A 20765-nucleotide genomic window follows, 5' to 3' on the forward strand; every position below is an offset into this window, starting at 1 on the left:
AATAATCTCATCCTTCCGTAGGCATATATTTGAGGATAACCGCTGCAAGTGGCGGTATATGAACTGAAATACTTTGAGGATAACCCTGACAAGACCATTCCTCAGTTTCCAAACTATTGTCATTGGTTATTCCTGAACCACCAAATTCCAACTTATCGCTGTTAAAAACCTCCTGATAGCGCCCAGGCTCCATAACCCCAAGGCGATATCCCTCATGCGCTTCAAGCTTGAAGTTGCTAATTATAATAAGCTGTTCATGGTTGGTCTTCGATTTTCGCAACAGCGTTACCAGACTATCTTCTTTATCATCTGCAACTAATGAGGTAAAGCCATCCGACTCAAAATCAAGTTCCCACAATGCTTTTTCATCTATGTAAAAATGGTTCATCTGTTTCACAAATTCCGCAAACTGCTGATGCTCTTCATTCTTAAGCAATCCCCATGCCAAGGAATCCTCAGCATTCCAATCGTCCATTTGACCGAATTCAGTGCCCATAAAAAGCAGCTTTTTACCCGGATGTCCCATCATATACGTATAAAGCACACGCAGATTAGCAAAACGCTGCCAATTATCTTCTCCCGACATTTTACCTACCAAGGATTTTTTCGGATAATCCATTTCGTCATGAGAATAAGGCAAGACATAATTCTCTTCCGTTGTCCCCAGCAGTGAGCGAGTTAACCGATCTTCCTGTCCACTTCGTTCGTTTTGATTTTTCTTCATAAATTCCAACGTATCCCAAGTAAAGGCTAAATTCCATTTATAATTAAATCCTAGTCCGCCATGCTCAACCGATGTGGTGACACCCGGATAAGCGCTGGAGTCTTCTGCAATCATGAGCACATTCGGATATCTGGAAAATACGACTGCATTTAATTTCTGTAAGAAAGCAATTCCTTCCAGATTCTCCTCTCCACCATATTCGTTCTGAATGTATTCCTCTTCTGGCCGATTAAAATTCAACGTTAACAGACTATAGACAGCATCGACTCTTAATCCATCCACGTGATACATATCCATCCAAAAGAGAGCATTCGAAATTAAAAAGCTAACGACTTCCGGCTTACCATAATCGAAAATATACGTCCCCCATGTCGGATTCTCACCTTTGCGACTATCCGCGTATTCATAGAGGGGGGAGCCATCAAATCGAGATAAGCCATGCGCATCCCTGCAAAAATGAGCAGGGACCCAATCCATAATTACGCCGATTCCCTTTTGATGACAACGATCAACAAAGTACATAAAGTCTTTCGGTGATCCAAATCGGCTTGTTACCGAATAGTAACTGGTTACTTGATATCCCCACGATGAGTCTAGTGGATGTTCGGCTAAAGGCATGAGCTCAATATGCGTATACCCCCGGTCGTGAACGTAATCGACTAGTTCATCTGCTAATTCCACATAACTATAAAATCCGCCATCCTCCTTGCGCCTCCAACTACCCAAATGTACCTCATAGATGAGAAGCGGCTGCTGCAAGTGTTGATTCGACGTGTTGTTCTCCAACCAATCTTCATCCTGCCATTCATAATTTTCAAGCGAAGCAATAATGGAAGCGGTTTCTGGTCGAACCTCCGTATGAAACGCATAGGGATCCGCCTTCAAATAACGATCTCCGTCCAGCGTAACGATTTCATATTTGTATAAAGTGCCTTCTTCCAGCTCGGGTATGAACAGCGTCCAAATACCTTCCTGCATGGTCATCGCATGATGTGTACCATCCCAACCGTTAAAGCTGCCGGATACGTTCACCTGCTTGGCATTCGGTGCCCACACAGCGAAGTTGACTCCTTTGCAGCCCTCGCGTTCTTCCAAATGAGCTCCAAGAAATTGATAGCTTTGATACTGTGTGCCCTCATGCAGCAAATAGAAATCATCCGTGTTTGATTTCGAGGCGATCAATGTCATGCCGCTTCCTCCCCGTGTGTTTAATTTAATCCTAATTACACACATCCGAGTGGATTGAAACAGCAAACGGATAACTTCTTGTACGCACAAAAAAACACGATGCCATTTTGGCTCGTGTTTGTATTATGAAATCACATCTTCCAGTCGCATATCTGGCGACGTTCCAAGCTCTCGCTGCAGTAGTTGCTCCAATTCATGATATTGCCTCATCGCTTCATGTTTCCGGCCCAGTTCTGCATACAACCGCATCATTTTGTAATGAATGTCTTCTCTCATGGCATCAATCTTCAGCATTTCACTGTAGTAATGAAGCGTTTGATTCGGGCGATCATGCATCCGATGATGCCCCGCGGTCAGCTCCAACAAATCAATGTACTGCTGCTCTAACGAGCGGCTGATTTCGATGGCCCACTCATAGGACCTTCCTTTTAACAGCGGTCCCTTATATAACGCCTCCGCCTGTTCCAACATAATTGCGCTCTCATCAGGCGCTCGTCTAAGTTCCTTAATCAGTCGCTCGAACTCATATAGATCGCACCTTAGGTCGTCGGATTCTAAGCGTATCTCGTTTCCCGTCGTTATAATGCCGCCGCCAGATCGGTCGTATCCGACCGCTTTCCGAATCGCATACAGCGTCGAATTCAAATTCTTCAATGCGTTGTCCGGGGCTAGATTCTGCCACAACGTTTCTGTCACTTCCTCCCTGGCGACCGTTCTTTTGCAAGCCAGGAAAGCAAACAATTCCTCTGTTTTCGGAGTTCGCAATCGAATCGTTTCTTTCTTCCCTTCGTTCGTACGGCGTATAATTTTCAAACCATCGAACAGTTGCACGTCCAGGCTCGGGACAGGATCATCCTGCCGACGAACTCGGTGAATCTTCTCCATGGTGACGGCCAGTCTCTCCGACGTAACAGGCTTTACGATATAGTCCAGCACATTAATCGCATAGGCCCTAACCGCGTACTCATCGGAACCCGTCACTAAGACAATATCGATATTTCGCCGCATTTCCGATAGCAATGCTGACAATCTCATTCCGTTAATATCAGGCATGGAGATATCGAGAAAGGCGACATCAACGTCATGCTCTTGGGCATACTCATATCCTTCTTGGGGATCTAAGAATGTCTCGATACTCCCGATTCCACCGATTTCCGACAACAAGCGCTTCAATCTTCTTATCGCCATTTCCTCGTCGTCTACGATCATTAATCGCAGCATACGTTACGTCTCACCTCTTTCCAAAATTTGGCTTGTCGACAATTCCATCTCGACGCTCGTACCTTCGCCTTCCCGGCTGATGATGCGCAATGTCGTGCCATACAACAATCGCAGGCGCTGGCTAATGTTCCATAATCCAATGCCTCCGACCGCCGTATCCGGTTTCATGATGGACTTCAGATGATGTTCGTTCATGCCGCAGCCGTTGTCTTCAATACGTATTAATACATCACCTTGTCCCCCTTCAATGACGGTCAATTTGACCGTCCCACCTTTCGAACGGGACATGACGCCGTGTCGAATCGCATTCTCCACAATTGGCTGAATGACGAGAGGGGGGATCATTACCCCAAGATTCGCATCCAAGACATATTCGACCTTCAGCCTCGCGCCAAATCTCGCCTGTTCAATGGCTACATAAGATTTGACGAGTTCCAACTCGTTCTCCAGCGTAGTTAACGCTTCGAGGTGCTTGAAATCAAAGCTGCTTCTCAAATAGCTCGATAATCGAAGCGTTAGTTGCTCCGCCTGCTCGGCATCAATTAAACACAATTCCGCAATCGCCGTAAGTGCGTTATATAGAAAATGAGGTTTTATCTGCGAACGTAGAAAAGCGATCTCTGCATTTCTGGCCAGCTTGACGGAAGATTTCAGCTCGCTCAAATTACGTACGCGCGCCATCAGTTCCTCAGATTCGAACGGCTTCGCAACAACATCGTTCGCTCCATTTTCCAACGCGATCCGAATATCCTCACTGCTGTTGCGGGCCGTCAGCACGAGAACTGGCAGCTCGAACGGCGAGAATCTTTCCCTAATCCTCGCAAGTACTTCGTAACCCGACATGTCCGACATGATGAGATCCAGCACGACAAGGGAAATATCTGGTTGACTGAACAACGTTTCCAAGGCCAGTTGACCTCTGTCGACAACAATGAATGTTCGCCCATCCAGTTTGAACATGTTCATCATACTTTGCATATTTGCAAAGTCGTCATCCACCAGCAAGATGGGTTCCTTTTCTTTCCCCGCAACATAAAGCGGATACTCCGTAGGGTGCGTATTGACCGTTCCAGAAAGTGGCAGTCCGACTGAATCAGTTATCCTTCCGTCGTTAATCGGTTCGAGATTTTGTCCTGCGAGCGGCAATGTGAATCGGAATGTTGCCCCTCTACCCGGCTCTGAATCAACTTCGATTTGTCCGCCATGCAGCTCCACCAGACGCTTCGTAATACTGAGCCCGAGCCCGGTGCCGCCGTAATCAGTCACTCCGCCTTGCTCGAAATCCAGAAAAATCCTTTCATGCATATTACCAGTGATCCCAATTCCTGTATCGCTCACTCGCACTTCCATCCATTCTCCCCGGATTTCGGTGCTCACTTCGACGGTCCCTTGATTAGAAAACTTAATCGCATTACCGATTAAATTGTGCAAAATTTGAATGAGGCGATTACCATCCGCATAAGCGAGAGGTAAATGATCCGGCACACTGTTGATGAGCTTCGTACTTCTACCCTCCAGCAAAAAGCCGTGAATCTGAATAACCGATTCGACATACGATTTCACATCGACTGCACTTCGTTGTAACGCCAAATCACCGTGTTTGAGCTTTGAGTAATCGAGTAATTCGTTTACGAGCATCATCAGCCTTCTGCCGCTGTCAACCACGATGGTCATGTTGCGAGACTGGGTGTCAGTAAGCTTCCCTTCCACTCCTTTAACCAATGACTGGGAAATATGTACAATTGCATTGAGCGGTGTACGTAATTCATGGGACGTATGCGACAGAAAGTCGTCTTTGATTTTATCGAGTCGCAATAGCTGGTCCTTCATCCTGTCCACCGTCTGGTAAGCTTCAAAAAAGCGCAGTACAACAACAGGTACCATCACGACATTAAAAATAATAATGCAAAACTGAGCCAGCGAGGCACTACTATGAATCCCTATTGCGAAAAAAATAACGTCCAGCGAATACATATTAATCATCAGCACAGCCATGCACAGCATCAATAATTTAAACCTTATCCCTCTCTCGCCTCGGACAAACAATTGTGCGGATACGAGAAAATTCCAAATTTGAACGATTTGATACAGAAGCACAATATAGTATTGAATTGGCGTATACGCCGGTATGGATAGTATTGGAATAAGGAGCATAAATACAATTAACGCGAACGAAACCACTTGTGTAATCCGTAATGACAGCTTGCTTCGATGCAAATGATGGAAAAAAAGCGCTAATGCCAAACAACCGGAAACCGAAACGAAATCCTTAATTTTATAAAGGACTTCGAAAGATAATCTGCCCTCCACCAAAAAGAACAGCGATCGCTCTCCCATTAGTCCATGATACAACCCGAACATTAGACAGATTGAAGCCAATAACAAAAGCGAATTGTCTCTAATGCGATAAGCGGAGGCAGCCACGTAACAGATCAAATAAATTAGCGTCAGCGTACCTAGAATACCTAGTACGAAAAAATCCTTACTGAGCGCTAACTGCCGTTCTGCGATCAATGCGTCGGCTGACCCAAAGCGCAACGAATCGACGATACCTGAATTTACATAATCGTAGTTAGCCGCTTGCACGATAATCTCGATGCGCCCTTGGTTTGCGGAAAAAACACCAAGCTGAGGGCTGTTACCCGAGCGATAGCTCGATTTGATGTCTCCTGACGTTTGCCCATCGGCCAGCAGCTTGCGTCCATTTACATAAATCTCGCTGGCAAAACGAATATTCGTTTTCTTCAATGCCAACTCTCCAGAATAGGAGAGCCCCGTTAACACCATCCTGTACGTCGCTGCTCCATAAACCGGCAGCTCGACGCCATTAATCAGCTTTCCGTTCCACGGGGATGGGACTTTCATATAGGAAACGCCTCTAGAATCAGGCAATTTCGAAGGCTGTTGGAAATCAGCTGGCGTTAGTAACTGATTCCAGTAGAACTCCCACTCGCCATCCAACGGAATAACTGGATCGTCGTCGGGATTCCACCCCTCAAGATCTAAGACCCCATGCTGTACGATCCGCTGGTTTTGCTGCTGGCCCCCTCCGAACTTCCCAGAAAGAGGGACGAGCGAAAAACCGATCAATCCGATAACAGCGACAAGCAAGACCCTTGCAAGCCAAGATATTCTCTCGTTTCGAATCGTTCTCCTCCTCCTTCCTGAACAGTTACTTAACAATATAAATTATTTCGTTGTTGTCATCGTGAATTCCTATTCGGCACGCGCCTTACAATGAAAATAAAACCGCTTCAATACGAAGCGGTTTCTTTGTTTAACTAACAGGTGCTTAGATCAGTTCTGATTTCTGAAGCAAACGCTGCACAATGGATGCAACTTCCGCTCGGGTCATGTTAGCCTTCGGAGCAAGCATATCGGAATTTCTGCCCGATACAAGTTGTGCGCCGATACAATCGACTACACCTTCACGTGCCCAAGATGACAATTGATTCACATCGGCGAATTGCGCAAGAATTGTCTCCACGCCGCTCGTTTTGCTCGTCAACTCGGTAATCTGCATCGCTTTGGCCATCATAACCATCGCTTGCTCTCTAGTAACGTTATCGTTCGGACGGAACGAACCGTCCTCAAAACCAGCAACTAGACCGTAGCCATAAGCCGTGCTCACCGCATTGCTATACCAGTCCTGTGCCTTCACATCTGAGAAAGGTGATGCTCCATCAGACGGTTTCAGTCCCAAGCCGCGAACGAGAATGGACGCGAATTCTGCCCGGGTAATGTCCTTGTCCGGGTTAAACAAGCCGTTACCCGCACCTTCAATAATCATGCGCGAGCCCATGCTGTTCACTGCGTCTTTCGCCCAATGCTTCGCGACATCATCAAATGCAAGCGGATGCCAGACGACCGCATAAGTGCTATTGCTCAAACTGTTGATTTGAGCGTAATATTTACCTCCGCTAACAACGACTTTCGTCGGTACATGGCGAATTGTTCCATCCTGCTCAACGACGACAGCAGTCGTTATTTGGTTAGGGTCAACGCCATCCGGAATGGTTATCGTACGCTCCACGTAGTTGCTAAAGTTGTCTAACTTAACCGTTTGCCCTTTGTAAGAGACGACAACTTCGAAGTCAACAGGCGTCACTAACAACTGAGACCCGTTGGTTTGCGTTGTTGCTTGCGCTTGTGCCTTGTGGTCATCGGATGCCTCGGAGATCTGGATACTAATCTTTAGATCTTCCAATTTCACGCCTGCTCCGAATTTCTCGGAAATAGCTTCGATGTTGATTTGCGAGGCAGGAAGCGTATAACTTGCTCTGTCGGTAGCGATTTGGATTTGTGCGTCATGCGTTTCCAACAGCTTAACCAAGCTGCCATCCAACTGCCCCGCAACGACCTTACTGTCGCCACTTACTGGTATCGTCAGCATTTTGCTGTTGTCACGGTTCAGTTTTTCACTGACTTTCCCGCTATCCAGTTCTACTGTCGTTACTTTACGACCGTCCACCGTTTCTTGCTTAGCAGTCGCTAATTGACCCTGCTTCACGCCGTCGACAATGATTTCGATTCCCTGATTAGTAGGCGTTCCTGAAGAGGCTTCACTTGTATCTGGTCTAGCCGAAACTGTTACAGTCGCTTGAGCCTGCTGGCCTTCATATTCGGCTGTAACGACAGCCTGTCCGCTGGCTTTCGCCGTCACCAGCCCTGCTTCGTTCACCGTAGCGATATTGGTGTCACTCGACGTGTACACAGTACCAGAGCTAACATCTAGCGTGCTTGTATCTGAATATACCGCTGTAACTACTGTTTGATGCGTATCGCCGTTAAGAAGCGAGTAATTAGTGCTATCAAGCTGAAGACCCGTTAAGGTAATCGTAGGAATTGGCGTCCAAACTGCATAAAGTGTTACGCTTTGTGTCATAGGGATTATATCCCCCGCAGCATACACAGCAGTCGTCGCAGTTGACGAAGTATCCCAGCCCGAAAAGGTGTGATCGATTTTTTCCATATCGCCTTTGCCAGCTACAACAGCCGTTTCGTCCGGTTTGTATCCGTGTTGCTGCTCGGTAGGAACGGTTCCTGACGTATTCCCCATGCCATTGTAAATGACCGTAGCCATCAAGGTATTGACGTTTCTCCGCACCAAGTTTGTGCTGTATATATAACCAAGGCTATCTACCGCAACATCGAAATTGCTGACATAGCTGAGCGGATCGGACATAATCACAAACTCCGTCCAATCATCAGAACCACCGTTATTGCCTAGCTTCTTTATTCCCCCATTTATCATATTAACGACATACACGTTATCAAATTGATCGACAGAGAGCCCGTAAGGAATGAATGGAAATGATCCCTGCTCTGTTGTTGGCGTAACGTCCGACCAAGTGGACTCCCCGTGCTCCAACTTAAATACTCTTCCATAAGAGCTGCCAATACCAGAATATGGAATAAAGGTGACAAACAGGTTGCCTAAGGTATCAACAACAATATCAAAAGAAACACTGCTTGGAAAAGAAGCATCTGAAATATCCGTCCAACTGTGCTGTCCACTTGCCAATTTGAAAACTTTAGGTTTCGCTATCGAACCGCTGCTGTTCGTATTATCGCTGTCAACGACATACACATTGCCTTGCCTATCTGCCGCAATACCCATCGCATAGCGTAGAGTCAAGCCATTTGTAATGTCTGTCCAAGAACTCGTACCCGACTGCAGCTGCAGAATTCGAGCAACGTTGGAACCGTAATTACCTCCAGTAGAATTATCTGTCACATACACGTTTTCGTTATAGTCCACGGCAATGCCCACTGTATACGTGCCCTCAAGATCATAAGTAATATCCGTGACCGATTGATCGTACTTTGATATTATCTCAACCTTGCTTGCGATCCCAGGACCGTTGCTGACAATAGGGGTGAACTTGGTCACGTATAAGTTATCTTGTCCATCAAATGCTAAGGAGTAAGGTACTGGACCAATTCCGCTCATTTCACTCCTCGCCGTATAATCCATCCAAGTCAATGGCCCCGTGTACGCTGGAGCTGTTGGAGCTGGTCGCGCAAAAGCAGTACCGCCTTCGCCATAAGGTACAAGTAAAGCAAGTGTAAGCATAAAGCTCAGCAACATGCCAATTGTCCTGGTAAAAGAGTTCCGTCTCATTGTTGTCATCCTTGTTCTCTCCCCATTTGTTATATTTTCGTTCAATCTAAGTAGTTGCATGACTATAAACCCGCGTCTAAAGTCCTTTGTGCAAATACTTTTCGACAGTAATCGAGAATAGTATACAAATGTCCGATAAACAAAAAATGAACAAGATGGAATCGGGGTTTTCCCATTAAAAATGAGCAGGTGCCCTGGCATCTGCTCATTTTATTTAGCTAGCGCCTCCCCAACACAAAAGTAAATATACCCAGCTCCATCAATGAAGTGAAGTCCGGCGCCCCTATCATTCAGTTGTCACCTTTCAACCTGTTTTTCACCTTTGCAACTTGGACCGCTTCCGAGATCTCTTCATAGCTGGTGCAGCGGCAAAGATTCGACTGCAACCAGCCACGAATCTCATCTTCTTCGGCATCTGGCTTCGATTGCAGAAGAGCATGGCAAACCATAATAAACCCTGGTGTACAAAATCCGCATTGAAAAGCAAACGTTTCAATAAAAGCTTGCTGCACGGCCGTCTTTCCACCTAAGCCTTCAATCGTAGTAACCTTGCGTCCAGGAGCTTCAACAGCAAGCATGAAACAGGACTTAATTGGCACGCCACCAACCAGCACAGTACATGCGCCGCAATCTCCATTCTCGCATCCGGCCTTAGCCCCGGTTAGTCCAAGACCTTCGCGCAGCACGCGCAGCAGCGTATCTGCTGAACGAATGGTCACCTGGTGTTTTCTTCCGTTAACCGTAAGCTCGACTTCTCTTTTTCCGCTACCACGTGCTTGCATCGTCAACCTCCCCTTCGTTCCAGTGCGGCTAATGTATCCGATAAGGTATTATGAAGCACGAATCTGCGATAGTCGGCTGAAGCGAGCATATCGTTTAGCACTGGTAGCGGCCAGCTTCGAATAGCCTGATCGATCCGCATTTCAGGACGAAGCGAATGATCGTTCAGCCGCTCATCGATTTGATGTGAGCGAAACGGCACTGCGCTTACACCAGCGAAGGCGAACCGCATCCAACCTCCTGTTTTCATTGCGCAAATACGAACAATTGGATAATCGATGTACGCTATCTTAGTACGCTTCACTGTGAAGGTGAGTTGATCCAGATACCTCTGATCAGTGATGATTTGGATCAGCATTTCACCTTTCTCCAAACGTAGTCCCCCGTTAAAGACGGTATGGATCGATGCCTGCCTCACACCTTTGGGACTCGCAAGAACAACTTGACTGTCGGTGAGTAAGAAGGGCAACAATGCCTCCCGATAAAACAACTTCCCGCAGAGATGGCCACCAATGGTTATCTTATTGCGGTTCGTCTGATCAGCTAAATGTAGAACTGTCTCGGTGAGCAGCGGAAACGAATTGTCATCGGCGAGCTCTGTAAGCGTCCGGGCTGCTCCGACGATCCATTGTCCATCTTTATGCATGAGCACATTGGATTCTGGAATGGCCTTTACATCGATCATCGCCCCCGTTCGAAGCTGATTTAACCGTGCCATCGTTATTATTTCCGTACCTCCGGAGTAATAGATCGGATCCAGCCCTAGCAAGTCGGCGCGCTGAAACGCTTGAATGGCTTCCTCAATCGTAGCTGGTAATTCATACTCGAAGTCAAAAGAAATCATGGGCAGCCCCCCTTGCACGCCAGATGTACTCGGGTGTAAGCGGCAACTGATTGAGTTCAACCCCTGCGGCGATCGAGAGTGCATTTGCCACTGCGCCAGGCATGCCGATTGTTCCATTCTCTGCTACGCCTCGGGCACCGTAAGGGCCATCGACAAATGGCGTCTCAACAAACTCAACCAAATATTCAGGTTGATCGCCGAACCGGTTTATTTTATAAGTTCGTAACTGATGATTCAACACAACGCCTGCTTGGTTGAAAAGGAACGCTTCACGGGTCGCAAAGCTTAGCCCCATATTCATCCCACCAACGACTTGCCCATGCGCAGTCCCTGCATTGATCACTTTACCGGCATCGATGACGGACGCTGCCTTCAAGATCCGGTACGTGCACTCCCGTGTATCGAATTCGACGACAACCGCTTGTGCGCTTACCGTCCACTGTTGGCCGGGAATGCCCTTGCCCGTATTCGGGTCCAACGCCTTCTGATGATGCACGCGATATCTTCCACGGCCGATTACCAGATTGCCTGAAGCACTGCCATCCGGGTACATATACCCGCTAACGAGTGTTCGTATCTCCAATGAAATATTCGGCTGATTTTTCACATACACGTTCCCACCGCCAACCTCAAGTTCCTCCGGGGGTCTCTTCATCACAATAGAAGCATTATGCTTTAACTGTGAGATCGCATCCTCCGCTGCATCAAGCACGGCCCGACCGACCATCATCGTGCTGCTGCTTGCAACCGTCTTCCAATGCTCCGGCGTGATTTGAGTATCAACATCAAGTTTAATATGAACCTGATGAACCGGCATATTCATTCTCTCTGCTGCGAGCTGTGCCATAACAGTTCTATTCCCTTGACCTAGCTCGATCGAACCAACACTCAAGTTCAGCGATCCGTCATGATTGAACGTAATGGTAGCTCCTGATCCGGTATCAATCATTGAACCGGACACTTTCCAAATGCACGAGAAACCAGTGGCTCTGACCTTAAAGGGATCTTGCTGCACTCGCAGTACATCATCCCCCTGCATCAGCTCTTTCAACTTGCGAATGCATTGCCTTAAATCTCCAACGCTGCTTCGGTTCAATAGCGTTTGCGTTGGCGTCGTGTCCCCAGGCTGAATGGCATTAAGGTCCCTTAGTTCTAAAGGATCCATATGCAGCTTCTTCGCCAGCTTATCCATCGCTCGTTCTGTACAATAAAGCACTTCGGTATGACCAAACCCTCGAAATGCGGTTGCATAGGGGTGGTTCGTATACATGCTTAGTGCGTCACAATGAACATGCTCAATGCGATATGGCCCTGTACAATCCACAGCCGCAGATTCCGTTACGACAGCGCCTTCATCCGTATAACCGCCATTATCAAAAAGAAGCGTGATTTCTGCCGCAGTTAACAGCCCGTCACGAGTAGCACCAAGCTTTACTCGCGCCTCCAATCCGATATGGCTTGGCGAACCGATCATGTCGGTCTCGCGGGTATTGTTCAGCTTGACCGGGCGACCGCCGCAGGCGAGCGAAGCCAAATAACCGATGTATTCAAGTTGTACAGATCCTTTTCCTCCGAATGCACCCCCGACAAGCGGTACACGAACGATGACTTTAGATTGGTCAATTCCAAAGAAGCGCTGAAAAAATCTTTTCATCGTGAAAGGGTCCTGCGTCGACGTCTCAATTTCTACCGTACCATCTGGCTTGACCTCTACAATGGCGCAGCGCGGTTCCATCGCGCAATGATCCGACGTATTGAAAGCGTAACTTTCCTCAACGGTCACTTCGCTTAACGCCCAGCCAGCTTGCATGTCACCTTTTCGTATCTTGACGTGATTTCCGATATTGGTCCCTGGCACAGGATGAACCGCACTTAACTTGGGATAGCTCGCTATGTTCTCATGAATTAAGGGTGCTCCGGTCTGAAGCGCCCTGCTGGGCGAATTAACGACTGGGAGCGGCTCGAAGCCGGTTCGAATCAACCTCGCTGCTTCCTTGGCAATGTGCTCGTTATCCGCCACGACGACTGCATAGGGCTCGCCGTAATATCGCACCTTACCTCTGGCTAGCGGCGGCCGATCGGCGAGCACACTGCCGACAAGCACGGAGTGATCTGCTCCCGTGACAACCGCATGGACGCCAGTTACCTCGAGCGCAGCAGAGTAATCAATATATTCAATCCGGGCATGAGCGTGGGGACTTGTCACCAACCAGCCATGCAAGTGACCAGGTGACTGCGTATCATTCGTATATCGAGCAACGCCTGTCACTTTATCTTTCGATTCAACTCGCGGAATTGCTTTGCCAATGACGGTCAAGCTTTCCTCCCCCTTTTCCAAGGCCATTGTACATCTTATATGGAAAAAGGTTGTCCTATACTTGCTACTTAACGGCTGCTCAACAAAAAAAGACCCCATAGCGGAGTCTTTCCTTGTGCTTGCTTTGGGCCTCCTACACGATGTGAATTCCACTCAAATCCCCATGTGGTACTTGCCGATAGATATCTCCTGTTCTATCTTAGGAAATACTTCCCTTAGGGATGAATTCGTTCTGACGGTACTGTCCTGGTGTGATGCCTTCATACCTCTTAAAAGCACGAATAAACGTGTTACTATTTGTAAATCCGACTTTAACGCCTATATCGTTCACCGTCATGTCAAACTCCTTCAACAGTTGCTTGGACTGCTCGACACGCTGCTTATTGATAAAATCAACGAAATTCTCACCTGTTTGTTCTTTGAAAAATTTGGACAAGTAAGATGAATTGACCTCAAATCTTAATGAAACGCTCGTTAAACTGATATTATAATCTTCTAGATTTCCTTGAATATAGGAAACGATTCGATCGATCAGTTCCGTATTATGACTTTTTTTCTTAGAGCTAATGTAATCACACACCATTTGTAGAAATACGTAGATCTTATTCTCCATCTCGGCGATCGTTTCACATTCCGTCAATATCCCGATCACTTCGGACTTTTCAATGGCTAACTCTTTCGAGCTGAGCTGAATTTGTTCAACCGCCTTTAACATGGTACCAATTACCTCAAACATGAGCAGCTTGCCGAGCTTAACCGACAGTGTTCCGTCCGATACATTGACGCCAATAATCCGACTTATCACCTGTGTTGCACCCTCATAATCGCCAGATGCTATGAAATTTATCAACTGTCGCTCCGTTTCCAGTGGGTAATACAGTTCGTTCTTCGGCTGTTTAATTAAATCGTAAGGAATAATTTGATCCGAGCCAATAATCAGCTTATGTTCCAAAGCTTGAACCGCTTCATCATAACAACGCGGAATCCCTTCCAAGAACAGATGTATATCACTGATGCCCACCGAAAGACCAATTAAAAACTTATCCTTAATAAACTTTTGAGCCGCTTCAGCTGCTTCGATGAGATCCTTTTTAGCATCCTGATGACTGCTTCCGATCCCGACAAGGCAGGCCACCATACCGTCAATTTCAGTAAAGTAAGCCTTATGCTTGCGATTTACGAGCTCGCCGACGATATTCGTCACAATTAAATAAACCAATTCCAGCTTCTTTTCGATATCAACCTTCTCGTTAATCCGGAAAAGTCGTTGGAAATCGCCGATATGAAACAGCAGCGCAGCAAATCGATCCGTCTCGAATTGCATATCATACGATTCAAAAGCAAGCGCTAAAGCTGATCCAGTCTCGATCCTGCCTTTGAGCAGCCGGGCCAAAAAATGATTACGAAGTGCTTGCTGCTGGCTTTGAATCGTACGATTCGCTTCATCCCGATCTGCCGCACTTTCCCTCATGAAAGAGCGTAAGATCGAATATTCATCATTCGCTGTCTTCAAATTGTCTTTGACCTGATTGGATACAAGATCAACCAAATTGCGAATCGGCCTGTAGTTGCGGCGTGTTAGCCAATATGCCATGAAACCGCCTAATCCGATGCATAATAACAGCCCAGCTATCATTAATCGGTTCAACTTCGCCACTTTCGCGGAATATAGACTGGTTGGAACGGATACGACGTATGTCCAATCCGTTTCATCCGAGGTCAAATAAGAGACGGACACATCCTCTCCTTTTATCTTTTGTTTAAACCCGCCCTCATTCCCGGAAATATTAGCGAAATTTAATTCTTTCCATTCATCCGACTTACCCGTTGACATGACTAGCTCGCCTTTATGATTAAAAATATACAATTGCTGCATATTAGCAGGGTTTACCCCTTTTATTGCCTTTTTAAATCTGTCCTGATTAAGTTGCACAACCAGCGTTACCGGAGCGTTATATAAGTCTTGAACGGGAAGTGACTGAATGAAAACAAGTGAACTGGCATTCACATCCGGATTCCGATTAATGTTTATGAAGTTGCCTGGATAAATTTCTTTCATCAATGATTTCCAATCGTTATATGAAAGCCCGATCCCGCTATGTTGCTGGGAGTACAAAATATCAGCTTGATTTAGCGTTGTGCTTGTGATGCCCAATTCCGCATCTTTTCGATAAACATATAGATCAGCAATCGTACCATTTGATGTCGCATAAGAATGAAGCAATTCGATGAGATCACGTGCATTCAAACGAGCTTCAGTTGAAAGAGAGTCACCTGTATAGATGAATTTAAGTAACTTCGGATCGAGTGAAATTTGCAATCCAAGTCGTCTAATATCTTTTACTTGATTATCAATAGACTGCTGTATTTGTCCTAAAAGCGTCGTATTTGACTTCTCTACCTCGTCAAACAGCATGCTCTGCGATTGGAACAAAACAACCATCGCTATCGCAATCGGAATCAATAAAATTAACAAGTTGGAGTAAAGCCAGAACATAAATACGCTACGCTTCAAGATGAACCACCTTCTCTAACCTGATTAATCAAAATAGTATATCATCCTTCCGGCGTTACCTCCAATCAATTACAATTCCGGTTATTCTTTGATCGCGCCAACCATTACGCCTTTGACGAAATATTTCTGCAAGAACGGATATATGAGTAGAATAGGCAATGTTGCGACCACAATCGTCGCGTATTTGATGCTTTCCCCAATTGCCTCTCTATCAATGGAAACAGTTCCAGTCATCATTGAGTCTGTACTATTTTGCACTAAAATTTCTCTTAGAATTAACTGCAAAGGAAACATTTCGCGTTTATGCATGAATAGCATCGCGTTAAACCATGAATTCCAGTGAGCAACGCCGTAATATAACAACATAACAGCAATAATCGGCATAGACAGCGGAATAATGACTTGAGAAAAAATTCGAAATTCGCCGGCGCCATCAATCCGCGCTGATTCCAACAAACTTTCTGGAATCGCTTCGAACGATGTTCGCATGATAATTAGGTTCCAAGTGCTGATTGCACCTGGAATAATAAGCGCCAAATAGTTATTTCCCATATGCAGCGTATTGTTAATGAGCAAATAGGTTGGGATCAAGCCCCCACTGAAAAACATCGTGAAAATTATGCCAATCATGATGCCTTTGCGAAGTAAAAATTTACGTGAAAGCGCATAAGCACCAATCGAAGTTAAGACTATATTCACAGAGGTTCCAGCTAACAAAATAATGAGTGTATTTTGATATCCGGACAGAATGTTCGGATTTTTCAACACCATTCCAAAGGCATCAAAGTTTAAACCTAGCGGCGCCAAAAGCAACCCTTCATGTTGAAGGAGTAAACTTGAATCGCTAATGGAGGCCATTATGACATAATAAAACGGATATAAGGTTGCAACGACTAATAGGAGTAGAAACAACCCGTTCATCGTATCAAACACGCGATCTGCCACAGTACGTTTCATATATGAGTTCCTCCTACCATAACCGGTTCCCAGAGTAACGACGAGACAGCCAATTTGCACTGATAATGAGTACGAAATTAATAGCAGATTCGAATAGTCCCACTGCTGTTGTATAGCTGTAATCGTTTCCAGAAGATAAGCCCATTCTGTATACAAATGACGAAATAACGTCGGCCGTTTCGTAAGTATTCGGGTTATATAATAAGATGATTTTTTCGAATCCGACTTCCATCATCCCGCCAATCCGAAGAATAAGCAGAATCATGATCGTTGGAATTAGACTTGGAAGGGTTATGTTAAAAATCTGCCGAAACCGACCGGCTCCGTCTACTTTTGCCGCTTCATACAACTCAGGGTTTATCCCGCTTAAAGCAGCTAGATAAATAATGGAAGACCAACCTATTTCTTGCCAAATTGATGAAGTAACATAAACGGATCTAAAATTTCTGGCACTCCCTAATAAAGATCCCTGCTCGCCGCCAAAATATGCGACGATACTCTGAATAATTCCACCGCGGTTAGTGAAATCAATGATGAGTCCGCATATGACCACGAGCGAGATAAAATGAGGAAGGTAGGAAACCGTTTGAACCAGACGTTTAAAAACGGCTTGTCTGACTTCGTTTAGAAGTATAGCCAATAGGATCGGTGCTGGAAATCCAAAGAACAGATGGTAAAAGCTGATTAGAAACGTGTTTCGGAGCACCCGCCAAAAATAAAAACTCGTGAAAAAGTCATGGAAATTTTTAAGACCTACCCATTGACTTCCCAAAATCCCTTTCATTGGTGTGAAATCCTTGAAAGCAATTACAGCACCATACATCGGAAAATATTTAAATATGACATAGAAAAGCACAACAGGCAAAACCATTAGGTAAATTACTTTATTTTTGCTAATGTCGCTGGTAAGTCTACGCATGTAGTACATTACGATCTTCCCTTCCCACCGGTTCAACCAAACCGCTAAAAGGGGGAGTACGCTTCCCCCCTATCGATTAGTTTTTATCGTTTATTATATCGATCTAACGCTGCTTGTTGAATTTGAATCGCACGATCGATGTTCATCTTCTTAAGTTGCTCAATGGCTTTGTCAAACTCAGATACGCTTGCTGCACCCATGACGATCTTAACAACAATTTCATTTAAGTACGTATTGACATCATTCATAATTTTTCCAGTTTCTTTGCTTTCTTCAGGCGTCAAACTTACTGGTGGCATTAGAACTGTATAAGCATTATTGGCATATTTGGCATACGTTTTCACGGCATCCTTTTGTTGCTGCAATTGATAATACTGGTCATTGTAACGATCGTCGTTAGCCCCAACGAAAGGGAAATTTGCAGCAAAGTATTTTCCCATCGCCTGAGCAATCGGCAATTTATCAGGGTTCTTCAGGATGAGATCAGTGTAAACAGGCTGACCATTCACTTTCGTATAGGTTTGACCATCGATTCCGAAGTTTTTCAACATAGCCCCATCTTGGCTGAATAAATAATCAAATGCCTTAACAGCTTCTTCAGGATGCTTATTGGCTTTCGTTATGACGACACCAGTCCCGGAATACTCGTAGCTTGCTGGAATGAACTTAGGCTCATCACCTTTTTTCAAGACAGGATATTGTGTAGCCGTTAGATTAGCTTTAGGGTCAGTTGCCTGCATGGCAGGAAGAACCGAACCAATTGACCCTCCGATAAAGCCGTAAAATGCTCCTGCTTTTCCAGTTGTCACCTTAGTCGTCATTGTCTTGCCATCATTTGTTGCAAAATCGGGATCAATTAAACCGTTCTTATACCAACTTTGCATGATAGATAAATACGGCTTAAACGCAGGCTCCATAGGTCCGAATTTCACCGTGCTCCCGTCTAAGTAAAAGGAATTCATACCGCCGACACCGAATGCGCCTGCAAAATCATTTGATGAAATGACACTATCTTTATTGAGCTCAAATGGTGCCTGTGCTCCTTTCTTTTCCTTAAACGCTGTAAGCACGGTTTCCCATTCATCAATGGTTTCTGGAGATTTCAGGCCAAGCTCATCCAGCCAGTCCTGACGAATGATTAAACCGCTAAATGTTCGATATTTTCCATATTCACCGTAAGTAAGGTTCGGAAGCGTTAATATATCCCCGTTATCTGCTTTAATCTGCTTAGCTACTGAAGGGTTTTCCGCCATAATCTTCTTCAAATTAGGTGCATACTTGTCAATCAAATCGTTCAGCTTGATGATAGCTCCGTCGTTGTACAACTTAGCAATTCCGCCGGGCAATAAGGTCCATTGCATAATCATCGTATCAGGCAAATCATTGGAGGCAAGCATTACCCCTAATTGTTGAATGTAATCGTTCGTCGACGTACCTGAAGGATGGATCCAGTCAAATGTGACATTTGATTTTTTCTGCCATTCTTGGACCATGGGTATCTCACTCATGCTTTTAATAACGGCTGATTGATTTCCATTTAGAGGATACCAAACCTTTATCTTAACCGATTCCGATGACTTATTTGTGCTAGCGGAATTCGCAGAACTTGCAGAATTCGATGTGCTAGCTGAATCATCATTGCTGCATGCTGCGATTAATGAAATCGAAATTGCTGATGCCAGTACAGGTAACCATTTGATTCGCATTCTTTTTTTCATAGTTACAACTCCCCAGTTCATTTAGTTACTAAACAGTTGGGCATCGAGCCCGTGGCATAAATGTAATCGTTTGGAGCTTACTATGTACATCGACGATTTTTGATTTCATCGTACTTTTTGGCGAATAGGGATCATCATTACTGCTTATATCGACAGAATTGGGGATTCTGAATAAGAAGTGCCTACTACTACTACTAAAAACTGTATTTGAGCAATCTCTTTCTCTCTCCTTACACGTGTCTAACTACATATGAAAAAGGCGTTCACCCCAATGAGGAGTGAGCGCCTTTTGTCAGCACATCTTATCTAATCAGCATTCCAAACATCATGCAATCCCTTATGGAATTGAAATTGTTAGCGAATCCGATATTCGTCAAAATATCTAGGAAGAATAGTTGTCGAAGCGCCCGGCATTTGCGGCAATACATAGTGGCCATTCTTCACCGTAGCAGGCTCTTCAAAAATATGTCTAATCCAAGGGATATACTCAAGCATGATGGCATTTTGCGTAGAAGCTACGAGATGCTGATGGATCTGGCCCATATCCCCGACGTGCGGACAGATTGGCACATCATATGCAGCCGCTAAACCTGCCACTTGCAGCCATTCTGTAATGCCTCCAACACGGGTAACGTCCACTTGGCAATATTCGATTGCGCCTTGGTGAATATAGTCCCGGAACGCATATTTGTTATATACGTGCTCCCCTAAAGCAATTGGAACATTGAGTTCATCAGCTAGCTTCTTATGCCCCATGATATCATCTGGGTTAAGCGGCTCTTCCAGCCAGAACAGATCGAACTCTTCCAGCTTCTTGCCCCACGTCATTGCCGTATTAATATTCCATTGTTGGTTTACGTCAATCATGAAAATCACATCATCGCCGATCGCCTTGCGAACTGCCTTACAACGATCATAATCCTCACGCGGATCGGGTTTACCCACTTTAATTTTCACACCGGTAAAGCCTTGTTCAACAATCTCCGTTACATCTTTAAGTAAACGGTCTTTGGACCAGTTTAACCAGCCACCGTTGGTATTATAAGCTTTAATCGGTTGTGATTTAGCTCCACCAAGATACTGCCAAAGCGGTTTGTTCGATGCCTTCGCCATAATATCCCAAATGGCGATATCCACAGCTGCAAGCGCCATATGCGTCACGCCGGATCGGCCAATCCAATGCATTTTGCCAAAACGCATGTCATTCCATAACTCCCTTACCATAAACGGGTCTTTTCCGATCAGAAGAGGTGCATAATATTTATCAATCGTATCCACAATCATATCATCGCCATGGGCACAAGTACCTGTGTAACCGCATCCAATAAAGCCTTCATCTGTAAAAATACGAACACCGGCTAATCCCCAATGCGTAGCCACATTAATGGCGTCTGTAATCGGCGGGGTAATCGGTACATGAAGAACAAAGCTTTCAACTTTTGTAATTTTCATAGTTAC

Annotated in this window: 12 protein-coding genes; all 12 read right to left on the minus strand. The window is 45.4% G+C overall.

Annotation, left to right across the window (positions count from 1 at the left end; translation table 11 throughout):
• Positions 1–7: 7 nt before the first annotated feature.
• The 12 genes from glgB to HQN88_RS30985 all read right to left on the minus strand — a co-directional run bounded on the left by glgB (position 8) and on the right by HQN88_RS30985 (position 20759).
• Positions 8–1912: a 1,4-alpha-glucan branching protein GlgB gene (gene glgB / locus HQN88_RS30930; RefSeq protein WP_173119546.1), complete on the minus strand. Its 1905-nt coding sequence runs from the start codon at positions 1910–1912 to the stop codon at positions 8–10.
• 123 nt (positions 1913–2035) lie between these two features.
• Positions 2036–3133, minus strand: a complete 1098-nt coding sequence (locus tag HQN88_RS30935; protein ID WP_173119548.1) for a BTAD domain-containing putative transcriptional regulator — start codon at positions 3131–3133, stop codon at positions 2036–2038.
• A 3-nt stretch (positions 3134–3136) separates the two neighbouring features.
• Positions 3137–6244, minus strand: a complete 3108-nt coding sequence (locus HQN88_RS30940) for an ATP-binding protein (RefSeq protein ID WP_173119550.1) — start codon at positions 6242–6244, stop codon at positions 3137–3139.
• A 181-nt stretch (positions 6245–6425) separates the two neighbouring features.
• Positions 6426–9266, minus strand: coding sequence for an S-layer homology domain-containing protein (locus HQN88_RS30945; RefSeq protein ID WP_173119552.1), 2841 nt, complete (start codon positions 9264–9266; stop codon positions 6426–6428).
• A 281-nt stretch (positions 9267–9547) separates the two neighbouring features.
• Complete coding sequence (locus tag HQN88_RS30950) at positions 9548–10039, minus strand: (2Fe-2S)-binding protein (RefSeq protein ID WP_173119554.1); 492 nt, start codon at positions 10037–10039, stop codon at positions 9548–9550.
• 2 nt (positions 10040–10041) lie between these two features.
• A complete protein-coding gene (locus HQN88_RS30955) occupies positions 10042–10881 on the minus strand; it encodes an FAD binding domain-containing protein (protein WP_173119556.1) in 840 nt (279 codons plus the stop codon).
• Positions 10868–13225 (minus strand): xanthine dehydrogenase family protein molybdopterin-binding subunit, encoded by a 2358-nt coding sequence (locus HQN88_RS30960; protein ID WP_173119558.1) that lies wholly within the window; start codon positions 13223–13225, stop codon positions 10868–10870. Before HQN88_RS30960 ends, HQN88_RS30955 begins: the two co-directional genes overlap by 14 nt.
• A 172-nt stretch (positions 13226–13397) precedes the next feature.
• A complete protein-coding gene (locus HQN88_RS30965; protein ID WP_173119560.1) occupies positions 13398–15713 on the minus strand; it encodes a helix-turn-helix domain-containing protein in 2316 nt (771 codons plus the stop codon).
• 81 nt (positions 15714–15794) lie between these two features.
• The gene (locus HQN88_RS30970; RefSeq protein ID WP_173119562.1) at positions 15795–16670 is read right to left on the minus strand and encodes a carbohydrate ABC transporter permease; all 876 of its coding nucleotides are present in this window, start codon (positions 16668–16670) and stop codon (positions 15795–15797) included.
• A gap of 13 nt (positions 16671–16683) precedes the next feature.
• Positions 16684–17598 carry an ABC transporter permease gene (locus HQN88_RS30975; protein WP_173119564.1) on the minus strand — a complete coding sequence of 305 codons (915 nt, stop codon included), beginning with the start codon at positions 17596–17598 and terminating at the stop codon, positions 16684–16686.
• Between the two features lie 74 nt (positions 17599–17672).
• Positions 17673–19307: a type 2 periplasmic-binding domain-containing protein gene (locus tag HQN88_RS30980; protein ID WP_173119566.1), complete on the minus strand. Its 1635-nt coding sequence runs from the start codon at positions 19305–19307 to the stop codon at positions 17673–17675.
• Positions 19308–19661: 354 nt separating this feature from the next.
• The gene (locus HQN88_RS30985; RefSeq protein ID WP_173119568.1) at positions 19662–20759 is read right to left on the minus strand and encodes a mandelate racemase/muconate lactonizing enzyme family protein; all 1098 of its coding nucleotides are present in this window, start codon (positions 20757–20759) and stop codon (positions 19662–19664) included.
• Between the last annotated feature and the right edge of the window lie 6 nt (positions 20760–20765).

It is taken from the genome of Paenibacillus qinlingensis (assembly GCF_013204845.1).
GTDB lineage: Bacteria > Bacillota > Bacilli > Paenibacillales > NBRC-103111 > Paenibacillus_E > Paenibacillus_E qinlingensis.

Bases quoted from the DNA above. Each gene is read 5' to 3' on its own strand.
- HQN88_RS30950 (WP_173119554.1), bottom strand. From the start codon at position 10,039: ATGCAAGCACGTGGTAGCGGAAAAAGAGAAGTCGAGCTTACGGTTAAC.
- HQN88_RS30975 (WP_173119564.1), bottom strand. From the start codon at position 17,598: ATGTACTACATGCGTAGACTTACCAGCGACATTAGCAAAAATAAAGTA.
- HQN88_RS30985 (WP_173119568.1), bottom strand. From the start codon at position 20,759: ATGAAAATTACAAAAGTTGAAAGCTTTGTTCTTCATGTACCGATTACC.
- glgB (WP_173119546.1), bottom strand. From the start codon at position 1,912: ATGACATTGATCGCCTCGAAATCAAACACGGATGATTTCTATTTGCTG.
- HQN88_RS30935 (WP_173119548.1), bottom strand. From the start codon at position 3,133: ATGCTGCGATTAATGATCGTAGACGACGAGGAAATGGCGATAAGAAGA.
- HQN88_RS30970 (WP_173119562.1), bottom strand. From the start codon at position 16,670: ATGAAACGTACTGTGGCAGATCGCGTGTTTGATACGATGAACGGGTTG.
- HQN88_RS30945 (WP_173119552.1), bottom strand. From the start codon at position 9,266: ATGACAACAATGAGACGGAACTCTTTTACCAGGACAATTGGCATGTTG.
- HQN88_RS30980 (WP_173119566.1), bottom strand. From the start codon at position 19,307: ATGAAAAAAAGAATGCGAATCAAATGGTTACCTGTACTGGCATCAGCA.
- HQN88_RS30955 (WP_173119556.1), bottom strand. From the start codon at position 10,881: ATGATTTCTTTTGACTTCGAGTATGAATTACCAGCTACGATTGAGGAA.
- HQN88_RS30960 (WP_173119558.1), bottom strand. From the start codon at position 13,225: ATGGCCTTGGAAAAGGGGGAGGAAAGCTTGACCGTCATTGGCAAAGCA.